Origin of the sequence: Pseudomonas sp. 13B_2.1_Bac1, assembly GCF_025466155.1 — a bacterium.
GTDB classification, from domain to species: Bacteria; Pseudomonadota; Gammaproteobacteria; order Pseudomonadales; family Pseudomonadaceae; genus Aquipseudomonas; species Aquipseudomonas aylmerensis.
The window spans coordinates 183,836-197,684 of record NZ_JANLOH010000049.1 but is presented as its reverse complement, the minus strand read 5'-3'; the positions used below and the strand labels follow the sequence as shown (position 1 = coordinate 197,684).

12 protein-coding genes are annotated in these 13,849 nt (G+C 59.8%); 3 read left to right on the top strand and 9 right to left on the bottom strand.

Annotated features, from left to right (window positions below; genetic code table 11):
- Positions 1-15 precede the first annotated feature (15 nt).
- The gene (locus NTD80_RS12050) at positions 16-981 is read right to left on the bottom strand and encodes a GlxA family transcriptional regulator (protein ID WP_262133740.1); all 966 of its coding nucleotides are present in this window, start codon (positions 979-981) and stop codon (positions 16-18) included.
- Between the two features lie 311 nt (positions 982-1,292).
- On the opposite strand from NTD80_RS12050, the gene NTD80_RS12045 reads away from it, so the two are divergent.
- Positions 1,293-1,934, top strand: coding sequence for an HD domain-containing protein (locus tag NTD80_RS12045; protein ID WP_025859306.1), 642 nt, complete (start codon positions 1,293-1,295; stop codon positions 1,932-1,934).
- A 175-nt stretch (positions 1,935-2,109) separates the two neighbouring features.
- On the opposite strand, the gene NTD80_RS12040 is transcribed toward NTD80_RS12045, so the two are convergent.
- The 7 genes from NTD80_RS12040 to NTD80_RS12010 all read right to left on the bottom strand — a co-directional run bounded on the left by NTD80_RS12040 (position 2,110) and on the right by NTD80_RS12010 (position 10,499).
- Positions 2,110-2,994, bottom strand: a complete 885-nt coding sequence (locus tag NTD80_RS12040; protein WP_065902284.1) for an ABC transporter permease subunit — start codon at positions 2,992-2,994, stop codon at positions 2,110-2,112.
- Entirely contained in the window at positions 2,991-3,911 is a 921-nt protein-coding gene (locus tag NTD80_RS12035) for an ABC transporter permease subunit (protein ID WP_065902286.1), read from the bottom strand. The genes NTD80_RS12040 and NTD80_RS12035 overlap by 4 nt, the downstream gene beginning before the upstream one ends.
- The gene (locus NTD80_RS12030) at positions 3,908-5,050 is read right to left on the bottom strand and encodes an ABC transporter ATP-binding protein (protein WP_065902288.1); all 1,143 of its coding nucleotides are present in this window, start codon (positions 5,048-5,050) and stop codon (positions 3,908-3,910) included. The genes NTD80_RS12035 and NTD80_RS12030 overlap by 4 nt, the downstream gene beginning before the upstream one ends.
- A gap of 74 nt (positions 5,051-5,124) precedes the next feature.
- A complete protein-coding gene (locus NTD80_RS12025; protein ID WP_106802349.1) occupies positions 5,125-6,219 on the bottom strand; it encodes a polyamine ABC transporter substrate-binding protein in 1,095 nt (364 codons plus the stop codon).
- A gap of 209 nt (positions 6,220-6,428) precedes the next feature.
- On the bottom strand, positions 6,429-7,523 hold the full coding sequence (locus NTD80_RS12020) for a polyamine ABC transporter substrate-binding protein (RefSeq protein WP_065902887.1): 1,095 nt from the start codon (positions 7,521-7,523) through the stop codon (positions 6,429-6,431).
- A 194-nt stretch (positions 7,524-7,717) separates the two neighbouring features.
- Positions 7,718-9,082: an aspartate aminotransferase family protein gene (locus tag NTD80_RS12015; protein WP_065902292.1), complete on the bottom strand. Its 1,365-nt coding sequence runs from the start codon at positions 9,080-9,082 to the stop codon at positions 7,718-7,720.
- Between the two features lie 58 nt (positions 9,083-9,140).
- Positions 9,141-10,499: a glutamine synthetase family protein gene (locus NTD80_RS12010; RefSeq protein WP_065902296.1), complete on the bottom strand. Its 1,359-nt coding sequence runs from the start codon at positions 10,497-10,499 to the stop codon at positions 9,141-9,143.
- Between the two features lie 609 nt (positions 10,500-11,108).
- Here NTD80_RS12010 and NTD80_RS12005 point away from each other — a divergent pair.
- Together NTD80_RS12005 and NTD80_RS12000 are read left to right on the top strand one after the other, a co-directional pair.
- Complete coding sequence (locus NTD80_RS12005) at positions 11,109-12,485, top strand: glutamine synthetase family protein (RefSeq protein WP_003213894.1); 1,377 nt, start codon at positions 11,109-11,111, stop codon at positions 12,483-12,485.
- A gap of 310 nt (positions 12,486-12,795) precedes the next feature.
- Entirely contained in the window at positions 12,796-13,425 is a 630-nt protein-coding gene (locus tag NTD80_RS12000) for a TetR/AcrR family transcriptional regulator (protein WP_262133735.1), read from the top strand.
- Between the two features lie 126 nt (positions 13,426-13,551).
- On the opposite strand, the gene NTD80_RS11995 is transcribed toward NTD80_RS12000, so the two are convergent.
- Positions 13,552-13,767: a molybdopterin-binding protein gene (locus NTD80_RS11995; RefSeq protein WP_003213899.1), complete on the bottom strand. Its 216-nt coding sequence runs from the start codon at positions 13,765-13,767 to the stop codon at positions 13,552-13,554.
- Between the last annotated feature and the right edge of the window lie 82 nt (positions 13,768-13,849).

The window sequence follows — 13,849 nt, the reverse complement described above, 5'->3', positions numbered from 1 at the left end:
AGACGCTCGACACCCTCACACCGGCGCCGCAAAGTTGAGCCGGAACTGTTGCGGCGTCACGCCCAGCCGGCGGTTGAAGACACTGCGCATGTGCTGCGCGTCGCGAAACCCGCATTGGTAAGCGACGGTCTTCAACGGCGCCGGGCTGCTTTCAAGCATCACCCGCGCCGCATCCACCCGCGCCCGCTCGACAAACTCCGCCGGAGTGATCCGCGCTTCACGGGCGAACACCCGCGAGAAGTTGCGCGCGCTCATGTTGGCAGCCTTGGCCAGGTCGGCGATGCCCAGGTCTCCAGTCAGGTTGGCCAGCACGTACAACTGCACCAGCGCCACCGCCGAGGTACTTTCAGCGTGAGGCGTCAGAAACGGGCTGAACTGCGACTGCCCGCCAGAACGCTGGGTGAACACCACCAGGCGCTTGGCCACACTCAAGGCCACCTCCGGTCCGTGGTCCTGGGCCAGCAGGTACAACGACAAATCGATACCCGCCGTGACCCCGGCCGAGGTGTAGAGGTTGCCATCCTGCACATACAGTCGATCGGCCTCGACCTGGGCCGAGGGGCACAACCGCGCCAGGTCGGCGGCATCATTCCAGTGGGTGGTGACGGTCTTGCCCTCCAGCAATCCGGCGCGGGCCAGCATGAACGCGCCATTGCAGATCGAGCCAAAGCGTTGCGCCCGGCCAGCGGCGCCGCGCAGCCAATCATCGAACGCCGGGCCGAAATCCTCGAACGGCAATTGCGGGCCACCGGCTACCAGCAGCAGGTCATAGGCCTGCAGCGCCTCGCTGTAATGCCGGTGGGCCTGCAATGACAGGCCGTTGGAAGCGGCCATCGTGCCGTGGCCAAAACCGATGACTTCCAGTTGGTAATGATCCGGCGGCGCCAGAAAACGGTTGGCCTCGCAGAACACATCCATGGGGCCGGTCACGTCCAGAGACTGGACGCCGGGGAAGATCAGGATGGCGACGGTTTTGCCCATGGGTGGTAAGCCTTGATTAACTGAATGAACACAAATCCCCTGTGGGAGCGGGCTTGCTCGCGAATACGGTATGTCAGTTGATACAGGTGTTGACTGAATCACCGCATTCGCGAGCAAGCCCGCTCCCACATTTTGATTTTCGCAGGCTTCGAGGGATCAATCGCCAGCTACACCCTAGCCGATTTCGTCATGGCACGATGTGGCAGCACATTGGCCGGGATCGCATCCTCGCCGCGATGGCCCGTTCGCGGGTGCGCGACCACACTGGACACCTCGGCGCCACCCCCGGCGCTTGCCTGAGGAGAACGACCATGAGCACCACCATCGCCGGCATCAAGATCCCGGACAGCGCTTTGGCCAAGGCCACTACCGAATACATCCGCGACATCGAATCCGACCTGCTCTACCACCACTCCCGCCGTGTGTTCCTGTTCGGCGCATTGAGTGGTGAACGCAAACAGCTGGCCTACAACCCGGAGCTGTTGTACGTCGGCGCTATGTTCCACGACCTGGGCCTGGTCGAAGGCCATCGCAGTGACAACGAGCGTTTCGAAGTCGATGGCGCCAATGCCGCCGCCGCGTTCCTCAAGCCCTACGGCCTGAGCGATGACGATATCGAACAAGTGTGGCTGTCGATCGCCCTGCACACTACGCCGGGCGTGCCGCAACACCTGCGCCCGACCGTGGCGCTGGTTACCGCCGGCGTGGAAATGGATGTGCTGGGCATGGACTACGCCGCATTCAGCACTGTGCAGCGCGAAGCGGTGGTGCATGCGCATCCACGGGGTGAAGGGTTCAAGGAGTGCATCATCTGCGCATTTGCCGACGGCTTGCGCCATCGTCCGCAGACCACGTTTGGCAACGTGAAGACCGATGTGCTGGTGGATCAGGAGCCGGGGTTCAAGCCGATGAATTTTGTCGAGGTGATTCGCAAATCGCCCTGGGTAGCCTAACCCCCCGAACCCTGTGGCGAGGGGGCTCGTCCCCCGTTGGGCTGTGCAGCGGCCCCCTTCGGCCACCGCATTCTTTCAGACGCAATGCGGTATCCGGTTTTGGGGCAGCTGCGCAGTCCAACGGGGGACAAGCCCCCTCGCCACAAAAGCCCGCACATTTCGACCGCGCCGGGTTTTAGACCGGAGCCGGCGCCCGGCGCTTGTCCGGCTGCTGCCAGCCATCGGCCGCCGCCTCTTCAATCGCCTGCTGGATCGCCTTCTTGCGCAGCTCTTCGGCACGGCGGCTGAAGAACCACACCAGGAAGGTCACCAGCGACACCGCCAGCAGAATCAGGCTGGCCACGGCGTTGATCTCAGGTTTGACCCCCAGGCGTACCGCCGAGAACACTTCCATCGGCAACGTGGTCGATCCCGGGCCCGACACGAAGCTGGCCAGTACCAGGTCATCCAGCGACAGCGCGAAGGACATCATCCCACCCGCAGCCAACGACGGCGCAATCATCGGGATGGTGATCAGGAAGAACACCTTCCACGGCCGCGCGCCGAGGTCCATCGCCGCCTCTTCGATCGACAGGTCCAGCTCCCGCAGGCGCGCCGACACCACCACCGCCACATACGCCGCACAGAACGTGGTGTGGGCGATCCAGATCGTGACGATGCCACGCTCCTGGGGCCAGCCGATCATCTGCGCCATGGCCACGAACAGCAGCAACAGCGACAGACCGGTGATCACTTCCGGCATCACCAGCGGCGCCGTCACCAGGCCGCCGAACAGCGTGCGGCCCTTGAAGTGGCTGATGCGTGTCAGCACGAACGCCGCCAACGTACCCAACGCCACTGCCGCCACCGCCGTGTAGCAGGCGATTTCCAGCGAGCGCATCACCGAGCCCATCAACTGGGTGTTGTCCAGCAGGCCCACGTACCACTTGATCGACCAACCGCCCCACACCGTCACCAGTTTGGATTCGTTGAACGAGTAGATCACCAGGATCAGCATCGGCAGGTAGATGAACAACAACCCCGCCACCAGCATGAAGCTTGAGAAACTGAAGCGCTTCATATTTTGCCCTCCATCTCTTTGGCTTGGCTGCGGTTGAACAGGATGATCGGCACGATCAGGATCGCCAGCATCACCACCGCCAGGGCAGACGCCACCGGCCAGTCACGGTTGTTGAAGAATTCTTGCCACAACACTTTACCGATCATCAGGGTTTCCGGGCCGCCCAGCAGTTCCGGAATCACGAACTCGCCCACCACCGGGATAAACACCAGCATGCAGCCGGCGATGATGCCGTTCTTGGACAGCGGCACAGTGATCTTCCAGAAGCTGTTAAAGGTGCTCGAACCCAGGTCCGAAGCGGCTTCCAGCAGGCTCTGGTCGTGTTTCACCAGGTTGGCGTACAGCGGCAGGATCATGAACGGCAGGTACGAATAGACCACGCCGATGTACACCGCGATGTTGGTGTTGAGGATCTGCAGCGGCTCGTTGATCAGCCCGATGGACATCAGGAAGCCATTGAGCAGCCCGTTGTTACTGAGGATGCCCATCCACGCATACACGCGGATCAGGATCGCAGTCCAGGTCGGCATCATGATCAGCAGCACCAGTACGGTCTGCATCTCTTTGCGCGCGCTGGCAATCGCGTAGGCCATCGGATAGCCGATCAGCAGGCACAGCAGCGTGCTGAAGAACGCCATTTTCAGCGAGCCCAGGTACGCGGCGATGTACAACTCGTCGTCGCCGAGCATCGCGTAGTTGGCCAGGTTGAGCACCAACTGCAGTTTCTGCTCAACGAAGGTGTAGATCTCGGTGTAAGGCGGGATCGCCACGTCGGCTTCGGCAAAGCTGATCTTCAGGACGATGAAGAACGGCAGCATGAAGAACAGGAACAGCCACAGGAAGGGAATGCCAATGACCGCATGACGGCCACTGGGGGTTATTCGTTGCAGGCGGCGCTTGAGCTTCTTCATATTCATGAGCGAAGTACCACGCCGCTGTCGTCTTCCCACCAAACGTAGACCTGGTCACCCCAGGTCGGTCGCTGGCCACGGCGCTCGGCGTTGGCCACGAAGGACTGCACCAGCTTGCCGCTTGGCAGTTCCACGTAGAACACCGAGTGCCCGCCGAGGTAGGCGATGTCGTGCACCTTGCCGCTGGACCAGTTGTGCTCGCAGGTCGGCATTTCGGTGGTGACCAGCAGTTTTTCCGGGCGAATGGCGTAGGTCACCGACTTGTCTTCCACCGACGTGGCGATGCCGTAGCCCACGTAGATATCGCGGTCCAGGTCGGCGCACTTGAGCACCGCGTGGCCTTCGGCGTCATCCACCACCACGGTATCGAAGATGTTGACGTTGCCGATGAACTCGCACACCAGGCGGCTGGTAGGGGTCTCGTAGATGTCGATCGGGCTGCCGATCTGGGCGATCCAGCCCAGGTGCATTATCGCGATGCGCTCGGCCATGGTCATGGCCTCTTCCTGGTCGTGGGTCACCATCACGCAGGTTACGCCGACGCGCTCGATGATCTCGACCAGCTCCAGCTGCATCTGCGAGCGCAGTTTCTTGTCGAGGGCGCCCATCGGCTCATCGAGCAGCAGCAGTTTCGGACGCTTGGCCAGCGAACGCGCCAACGCTACCCGCTGGCGCTGGCCACCGGAGAGCTGGTGCGGCTTGCGCTTGGCGTACTGGCTCATCTGCACCAGCTTGAGCATTTCGGCCACGCGGGCGTCGACCTCGGCCTTGGGGATCTTGTCCTGCTGCAGGCCGAAGGCGATGTTCTGCGCGACGGTCATGTGCGGGAACAAGGCGTAGGACTGGAACATCATGTTGATCGGCCGCTCGTAGGGCGGCATGTCAGTGATGTCTTCGCCGTCGAGGTAGATGCGCCCCTCGGTCGGGCGTTCGAAACCCGCGAGCATGCGCAGCAAGGTGGACTTGCCCGAACCCGAACCGCCGAGCAGGGCGAAGATCTCGCCCTTCTTGATTTCCAGGGACACATCGTCCACGGCAATCGTCTCGTCGAACTTCTTCGTGACCCGGTCGATTTTGACCAGCACCTTTTTCGGTGTCTGGTCGCCCTCGAGGGCTTTCTTATAGGCGCCGGAGGCAACTGCCATTTACGAAACTCCCAGAAAAAAAGAGTGCGGCTCACCCGTGGCGGGCGAACCTTGGATAGTTTGAGCTTTAAGCCTTACTTGCCCGTCTTGACCTTGGTCCAGCTACGGGTCATTAAACGTTGCACTTTCGGGGGTAGCTCGAAGTTGACGAATGTCCGGTCGAGAACCGCCTGCGGTGGGTAAACCGCTTCGTCGGTGCGTATCGATTGCTTCATCAGTTTGTCCGACCCCGGGTTAGGGTTGGCGTAACCGACGTAATCACTGACCTGGGCGATCACCTCAGGTTGCAGCAAATAGTTGATAAAGGCGTGGGCCTCTTTGACGTTGGTCGCATCCTTGGGGATCGCCAGCACGTCAAACCACAGGTTGCCGCCTTCTTTCGGAATCGCGTAGGCGATGTTCACGCCTTTGCCCGCCTCGGCTGCACGCGCCTTGGCCTGGAACACATCACCGGAGAAGCCGGCTGCCACGCAGATGTTGCCGTTGGCCAGGTCCGAGATGTATTTGGAAGAATGGAAGTAGGTCACGTAGGGCCGCACTTTCAGCAGCTTCTCTTCGGCCTTCTTGTAGTCCTCGGGGTTGGTGCTGTTGGGGTTCAGACCCATGTAGTTGAGCACCGCCGGCAGCATTTCATCCGCCGAGTCCATGAACGACACACCGCAGGTCGCCAGCTTCTTCATGTTTTCCGGTTCGAACAGCACGGCCCAGGAATCGATATGGTCGACGCCCAGCACTTCCTTCACTTTATCGACGTTGTAGCCAATGCCGTTGGTGCCCCACAGGTACGGTACGGAGTACTGGTTACCCGGGTCGTTCTTTTCCAGGCGCTTGAGCAACACCGGGTCGAGGTTGGCGTAGTTCGTCAGCAATGACTTGTCGAGCTTCTGGAACGCCCCGGCCTTGATCTGCTTGCCGAGGAAGTGGTTGGACGGCACTACCACGTCGTAGCCGGTACGCCCGGCGAGCAACTTGCCTTCCAGGGTTTCGTTGGAATCAAACACGTCATACACCGGCTTGATACCGGTGGCCTTCTCGAAGTTGGCCAGGGTGTCCGGGCCGATGTAGTCCGACCAGTTATAAACATGCACAGTCGGTGCGGCCTGCACGCTGACAGCCAGCGTGATACCTGCACCTACCAGCAAGGCTTTGCGAAATAAAGAAAATGGCAAGTGGAGGTCCTCTTAAATAGTTGGGCCCAAAGTTGTTGCCCGGCAACAAAACCGGCGCGCAACTTACCCTCGATAAACCGATCCGGCAAAACTTTCTGTCATTTAATGTGTGTGAGGGGGACTTGCCCCCAATGGCGATGTGTCAGCTTGCACAGGTGTTTCTGATACAACGCCATCGGGGGCAAGCCCCCTCCCACAGGTTTTAAGGCTTACTTGCCCGACTTGATCTTGGTCCAGCTGCGTGTCATTTCACGCTGTGTAGCAGCCGGCAAGTCTGCAATGGCGTAGAGCTTGGCCTGCACATCCGCTGGCGGGTAGATGCCCGGGTCGCTGGTGATGTCTTTGTCGACCAGTGCGGTGGCTTTCTCGTTACCGTTCGGGAAACGTACGCTGTCGGTGATCGCCGCCATTACTTTCGGCTCGAGCAGGTAGTTCATGAACTTGTAGGCGGCTTCGACGTTCTCGGCATCTTTAGGGATGGCGACCATGTCATAGAAACTGCCGGCGCCTTCTTTAGGAATGTCGTAGGCAACCTTGACCTTGCCACCGGCTTCAGCCGCGCGGGACTTGGCCTGCTGGATGTCACCCGAGTAACCCACGGCGACGCAGATGTTGCCGTTGGCCAGGTCCGAAATGTACTTGGACGAGTGGAAGTAGCCGATCGAAGGACGCAACTTGAGGAACAGTTCTTCGGCTTTCTTCAGGTCTTCTTTCTTCTGGGTGTCGGTCGGCAGGCCCAGGTAGTGCAGCGCCACCGGCAGCATTTCGGTTGGCGAGTCGAGGAAGCTCACGCCGCAGCTTTTCAGCTTGGCGATGTTTTCCGGCTTCATCAGCACGTCCCAGGAATCGATCTTGTCGACGCCCAGCGCGGCCTTGACCTTCTCCGGGTTGTAGCCGATGCCGATCGAGCCCCACATGTACGGGAAGGCATGCTTGTTGTCCGGGTCGCTGACCGACACGGCTTTGAGCAGGGACTTGTTCAGGTTGCCGTAGTTGGACAGCTTGGACTTGTCCAGCTCCTGGTAGACGCCGGCCTTGATCTGCTTGGCGAGGAAGTTGTTCGACGGTACGACGATGTCGTAGCCGGACTTGCCTGCCAGCAACTTGGCTTCCAGGGTCTCGTTGCTGTCAAAAACGTCGTACACCACTTTAATGCCCGACTCTTTTTCAAAGTTGGCGATGGTGTCCGGTGCAATGTAGTCGGACCAGTTGTAGACGTGCAGCACTTTATCGTCTGCCTGGGCCGCGCCCGCCATTGCGCCCATCAGGGACAAGGCGAGGAGAGTCTTGCCAGCGTTCTTCAAACCTAATGCCTTCATTTGGTGATGCTCCAATTTTTTCTTTTTTGGGCCACAGCTCTTGTGTCTGGCAGCCCTTCGAAAGGGCAACAAAACAGGGCGACAGTCTGGCAAGTTCCGGGGCCGGCTTTCAACCAAAGCCCCGTTTTTATAACAACCCAGACGCAACGCCCGAAGCCGCTGCGCACTGAGCCTAGCACTTAGCCCTGCAATGCCGCCAAAGTCAGGTCCAGGCACTGCCGCGCCTTGGTCACCAGCTCGTCGATTTCAGCCTTGCTGATCACCAGCGGCGGCGAAATGATCATGGTGTCGCCCACGGCGCGCATGATCAGGCCATTCTCGAAGCAGAACGTGCGGCAGATCATGCCCACACCACGGCCTTCGTAACGCTTGCGCGTCGCCTTGTCCTGCACCAGCTCGATCGCACCGAGCATGCCGACACCACGAACTTCACCCACCAACGGGTGATCAGCCAGCTCCCTCAAACGCTTTTGCAAATAGGGTGCCGTTTCGTCGTGCACACGCTTAACAATTTGTTCATCGCGCATGATGCGGATGTTTTCCAGGGCGACTGCTGCCGCCACCGGGTGACCGGAATAGGTGAAGCCGTGGTTGAAATCGCCGCCTTCGTTCAGCACCGCGACCACTTCGTCGCGCACGATCAGGCCACCCATCGGGATATAGCCCGAGGTCAGGCCCTTGGCGATGGTCATCATGTGCGGCTTGAGGTCATAGAAATCGCTGCCGAACCACTCACCAGTACGGCCGAAACCGCAGATCACTTCATCAGCGATAAACAGGATGTCGTACTTGGCGAGGATTTCCTTGATGCGCGGCCAGTAGGTGGCTGGCGGCACGATCACGCCACCGGCGCCCTGGATCGGCTCGGCAATAAACGCACCCACGTTGTCCACGCCCAGCTCCAGAATTTTTTCTTCCAGCTGGTTGGCCGCCCACACGCCGAACTCTTCCGGGCTCATGTCGCCGCCTTCACCGAACCAGTACGGCTGGGCGATGTGGGTGATGCCCGGGATCGGCAGGTCGCCCTGCTCATGCATATAGGTCATGCCGCCCAGGCTGGCACCGGCCACGGTGGAGCCGTGATAGCCATTCTTGCGCGAGATGATGGTTTTCTTGTTCGGCTGGCCCTTGATCGCCCAGTAGTGGCGAACCATGCGCAACATGGTGTCGTTGCCTTCGGAGCCGGAACCGGTGAAGAACACGTGGTTCATGCCGGCGGGGGCGATGTCGGAAATGGCCTTGGCCAGCTCCAGCACCGGCGGGTGAGCGGTCTGGAAGAAGAGGTTGTAGTACGGCAGTTCTTTCATCTGCTTGGCGGCGGCGTCAGCCAGTTCATCGCGACCGTAACCGATCGCCACGCACCACAGGCCGGCCATGCCGTCGAGGATCTTGTTGCCTTCGCTGTCCCACAGGTAAACGCCGTGGGCTTTGGTGATGATCCGTGGGCCTTTCTCTTTCAATTGCTTGAAGTCGCTGAACGGCGCCAGGTGATGATCGCTGCTCAAGGCTTGCCATTCACGGGTTTGCGGGTTGTTGCTGGACATACCAATCTCCTAGACATTTCAGGTGAGGGCACGCCGTTCCCACGGCGCGCCCGGCGGATCAGACGGCGAAGAGCAGGAATTCCCGCTCCCACGAACTGATCACGCGCTTGAAGTTTTCATGCTCGGCCCGCTTGACCGCGACGTAGCCTGTGATGAATTTTTGACCCAGGTATTTCTCGATGGTCTTGCTGTTTTCCATGCGTTCCAGGGCGTCTTCGATGGTCAACGGCAGGCGCAGGTTGCGGCGCTCGTAACCACGGCCCACCACCGGCGCGCTCGGGTTATGGCCTTCGACCATGCCGATGTAGCCGCACAGCAGGCTGGCGGCAATCGCCAGGTACGGATTGGCGTCGGCGCCCGGCAGGCGGTTTTCCACGCGGCGGTTCTGCGGGCCGGCATCCGGCACACGCAGGCCGACGGTGCGGTTTTCTTCGCCCCACTCCACGTTCACCGGCGCCGAGGTGTCCGGCAGGAAGCGACGGAACGAGTTCACGTTGGGAGCGAACAGCGGCAGCAATTCAGGGATGAATTTCTGCAGGCCGCCAATGTGGTTGAGGAACAGCTGACTCATGGTCCCGTCTTCATTGGAGAAGACGTTCTTGCCGGTGGCGATGTCGATGATGCTCTGGTGCAGGTGCATCGCGCTGCCGGGCTCGCCGGTCATTGGCTTGGCCATGAAGGTGGCGGCCACGTCGTGCTTGAGCGCGGCTTCGCGCATGGTGCGCTTGAACACCAGGATCTGGTCGGCCAGGGACAGCGCATCGCCGTGACGGAAGTTGATTTCCATCTGCGCGGTGCCGTCCTCGTGGATCAGCGTGTCGAGGTCCAGCTCCTGCAGCTCGCACCAGTCGTAGACGTCTTCGAACAAGGGGTCGAATTCGTTCGCCGCTTCTATAGAGAAGGATTGGCGACCTGTCTCCGGGCGACCGGAACGGCCGATCGGCGGTTGCAGCGGGAAGTCCGGGTCTTCGCAGCGCTTGGTCAGGTAGAACTCCATCTCCGGCGCCACGATGGGCTGCCAGCCGCGGTCGGCGTAGAGCTTGAGGACTTTCTTGAGCACGTTGCGCGGCGACAGCTCGATCGGGTTGCCTTGCTTGTCGTAGGTATCGTGGATCACCTGGGCGGTGGGCTCGATGGCCCAGGGCACCAGGAACACCGCGTTCTGGTCGGGGCGGCAGATCATGTCGATGTCGGCCGGGTCGAGCAATTCGTAATAGATGTCGTCTTCGACATAGTCGCCGGTCACGGTCTGCAACAGAACGCTCTCGGGCAGGCGCATGCCTTTTTCGGCGATGAACTTGTTGGTCGGCGAGATCTTGCCCCGGGTGATCCCCGTCAGGTCGCCAATCATGCATTCGACTTCTGTGATCTTGTGGTCTTTCAACCAATCGGTGAGCTGGTCGAGGTTGTTACTCATAAATGCCTCTGGGCTGGGTTTCCTGACATCCATTAAAAGGTCAGGCGTTGGTTGACGCAGCATCCGCGTCGTCTCTTCGTTCAGGGTAGGAGCTTACCTGCCATTTGCTGCAGCGTTGCATTCCTCAAGCCAAAGTCGTGCAGAATCATGAGCAGCACCTGGCGCAGGCACCGTTCACAGGCAAATTCGAGGGCAGCAAAGGGGCAAAGAAGAGGTCCGCCCAGGCGTCAAGAATATTGGCCGGGGCGCGGGCGTTCACACAGGATGAATGAACGGATGACAACGCCTGCGTGGAGCAGGCCGAGACGCCAAGTGGCGGCAGGAAACACATGAAGCACCCCGGTATTATTGCTGTTATGGGTTTGAATCGAGCTTAGCCTTGTTCATTTTTTTACACAACACCCCCGTAAAAAATACAACACGGCCCGCTCAAGCCTGCGAGTCCCAAGCCCTTCAAACCCAAAAAACCGCCCCAAAAAGCCCCAAAAAAGCCTTCGCGGCGCTTTTTTAGGGCAAAAAAGGCCTCGCTTGACTTCGGCATGCCGTTCGGGTTGACTGAAACCAGAAAAGATCAATGATTGATATTTTTAACAACAAAGGTGTTGCATCATGTCGGTACCCCCGCGTGCCGTTCAGCTTAACGAAGCGAACGCGTTCCTTAAGGATCATCCTGAGGTTCTGTACGTAGACCTTCTAATTGCGGATATGAATGGTGTGGTGCGCGGCAAGCGCATCGAACGCACCAGCCTCCACAAGGTTTACGAGAAGGGCATTAACCTGCCTGCCTCTTTATTTGCCCTGGATATCAACGGCTCTACGGTGGAAAGCACCGGCCTGGGCCTGGACATCGGTGATGCTGACCGAATCTGTTATCCGATCCCCGACACCCTGTGCAATGAACCCTGGCAAAAGCGCCCTACCGCGCAACTGCTGATGACCATGCACGAACTTGAAGGTGAACCTTTCTTCGCCGATCCGCGCGAAGTGCTCCGCCAAGTTGTAAGCAAATTTGACGACCTCGGTCTGACCATCTGCGCCGCCTTCGAACTCGAGTTCTACCTGATCGACCAAGAGAACGTGAACGGCCGTCCACAACCGCCCCGCTCGCCGATCTCCGGCAAACGCCCGCACTCGACACAGGTCTACCTGATCGACGACCTCGACGAATACGTCGACTGCCTCCAGGACATTCTGGAAGGTGCAAAAGAGCAAGGCATCCCGGCCGACGCCATCGTCAAGGAAAGTGCCCCGGCACAGTTCGAAGTGAACCTGCACCACGTGGCCGACCCGATCAAGGCCTGCGACTACGCGGTACTGCTCAAGCGCCTGATCAAGAACATCGCCTACGACCATGAGATGGACACCACCTTCATGGCCAAGCCTTACCCAGGCCAGGCAGGTAACGGTTTGCACGTACACATTTCGATCCTGGACAAGGACGGCAAGAATATTTTTGCCAGCGAGGATCCCGAGCAGAACGCCGCATTGCGTCACGCGATCGGCGGTGTGCTCGAGACCCTGCCCGCCCAAATGGCGTTCCTGTGCCCCAACGTCAACTCCTACCGTCGTTTCGGCGCACAGTTCTACGTGCCGAACTCGCCGTGCTGGGGCCTGGATAACCGCACCGTGGCGATTCGCGTACCGACCGGCTCGTCCGACGCCGTACGTATCGAGCACCGCGTGGCCGGCGCCGACGCCAACCCTTACCTGCTGATGGCTTCGGTCCTGGCAGGCGTGCACCACGGTCTGACCAACAAGATCGAACCTGGCGCACCGGTGGAAGGCAACAGCTACGAGCAGAACGAACAAAGCCTGCCGAACAACCTGCGTGATGCATTGCGTGAGTTGGACGACAGCGAGGTGATGGCCAAGTACATCGATCCTAAATACATCGATATCTTCGTCGCCTGTAAGGAAAGTGAGCTGGAAGAGTTCGAACACTCCATCTCCGACCTTGAGTACAACTGGTACCTGCATACCGTCTGACGGTTGTGGTGAACAGGCTTGTCCTGCGTTGGGCTGTGAAGCGGTCCTGGAGTGGGCGACTTGGTGTACCTGGTGCATCGGGTTCTGCTTGAAGGGGGCTGCTTCGCAGCCCAACGCAGGGCAAGCCTGCTCGCCACACTGGGTGTGTCTGTCTGCTTGGTTGCATGTCTTCTTGGCGTGCCTGTCTGCCTGCCTGCTTGGATGCTGCATGCCACAACCGGCTCACTTGCCACACCTACACAGTCGCCTCACGGGTATGGATCATCCTTAAGCTCTGCGTACAATGCGCTCTGCCTTGTAGGAGACATCCATGACCACCCGCCCCGCCCCCCCTCGCAAACCTCGCGCCCGCAGCCAGGCACGGATCGACGCGATTCTCGATGCCGCCCGCACCCTGCTGGCCGCCGAAGGCGTGGCGAGTCTGTCGATCTACAGCGTGGCCGAGCGTGCGCAGATTCCACCGTCGTCGGTGTATCACTTTTTTGCGAGTGTGCCGGCGCTGCTCGAGGCGCTCACGGCAGACGTGCACGCAGCCTTCCGGGCGGCCATCCAGGCGCCCATCGAGCATGAGTCACTCCAGCACTGGCGTGACCTGTCCTGCATCGTCGAGCAACGCATGCTCACCATCTACAGCAACGACGCAGCAGCACGTCAGCTGATCCTCGCCCAGCACGGGTTGACCGAAGTGACCCAGGCGGACCGCCAGCATGATCTGGAGTTGGGGGATTTGATGCTCGAAGTATTCAATCGCCACTTCGAGGTGCCGACACTGCCCACGGACGTGGATGTGTTTGCCCTGGCGCTGGAGCTGAGCGACCGCGTGTACGCACGTTCTGTGCATCAGCATGGGCAGATCACTGCGCGCATGGCCGAGGAAGGCATGCGGGTGTTCGATGCGTATGTGGGGCTTTACCTGCCGCCCTACCTGCCCAAACGATAAGCCTTGTATTGGCGGGACAGGCCTTTTCGCAAGCAAACCCGCTCCCGCATTGACCGCATTCCTAGGTTGAAATGCCGTTAAATGTGGGAGCTGGCTTGCCTGCGATAGCGATTTCGAGGGCGCCAATCACAACTTGGCGATCGACACCTCGGTGGATTTCACGAAGGCAATCACTTCGCTGCCGATCACCAGCTCCAGCTCTTTGACCGAGCGCGTGGTGATCACCGAAGTGACGATGCCGGAGGCGGTCTGTACGTCGATTTCCGACAGCACGTCGCCTTCGACGATTTCCTTGATGGTGCCTTTGAATTGGTTACGTACGTTGATGGCTTTAATAGTCATGCGATTTCTCCTGGGGTCGAAATAGCTGCAAGTTGTTAGCTACCAGCTGCAAGTCAAAGCGCTTTGCTCTCCCTTGCAGCTT

What these genes read in the sequence shown, in the direction of transcription:
- NTD80_RS12035 (WP_065902286.1), bottom strand. Translation starts at nt 3,911, where the DNA reads ATGAATATGAAGAAGCTCAAGCGCCGCCTGCAACGAATAACCCCCAGT.
- NTD80_RS12010 (WP_065902296.1), bottom strand. Translation starts at nt 10,499, where the DNA reads ATGAGTAACAACCTCGACCAGCTCACCGATTGGTTGAAAGACCACAAG.
- NTD80_RS12040 (WP_065902284.1), bottom strand. Translation starts at nt 2,994, where the DNA reads ATGAAGCGCTTCAGTTTCTCAAGCTTCATGCTGGTGGCGGGGTTGTTG.
- NTD80_RS12015 (WP_065902292.1), bottom strand. Translation starts at nt 9,082, where the DNA reads ATGTCCAGCAACAACCCGCAAACCCGTGAATGGCAAGCCTTGAGCAGC.
- NTD80_RS12045 (WP_025859306.1), top strand. Translation starts at nt 1,293, where the DNA reads ATGAGCACCACCATCGCCGGCATCAAGATCCCGGACAGCGCTTTGGCC.
- NTD80_RS12000 (WP_262133735.1), top strand. Translation starts at nt 12,796, where the DNA reads ATGACCACCCGCCCCGCCCCCCCTCGCAAACCTCGCGCCCGCAGCCAG.
- NTD80_RS12005 (WP_003213894.1), top strand. Translation starts at nt 11,109, where the DNA reads ATGTCGGTACCCCCGCGTGCCGTTCAGCTTAACGAAGCGAACGCGTTC.
- NTD80_RS11995 (WP_003213899.1), bottom strand. Translation starts at nt 13,767, where the DNA reads ATGACTATTAAAGCCATCAACGTACGTAACCAATTCAAAGGCACCATC.
- NTD80_RS12030 (WP_065902288.1), bottom strand. Translation starts at nt 5,050, where the DNA reads ATGGCAGTTGCCTCCGGCGCCTATAAGAAAGCCCTCGAGGGCGACCAG.
- NTD80_RS12050 (WP_262133740.1), bottom strand. Translation starts at nt 981, where the DNA reads ATGGGCAAAACCGTCGCCATCCTGATCTTCCCCGGCGTCCAGTCTCTG.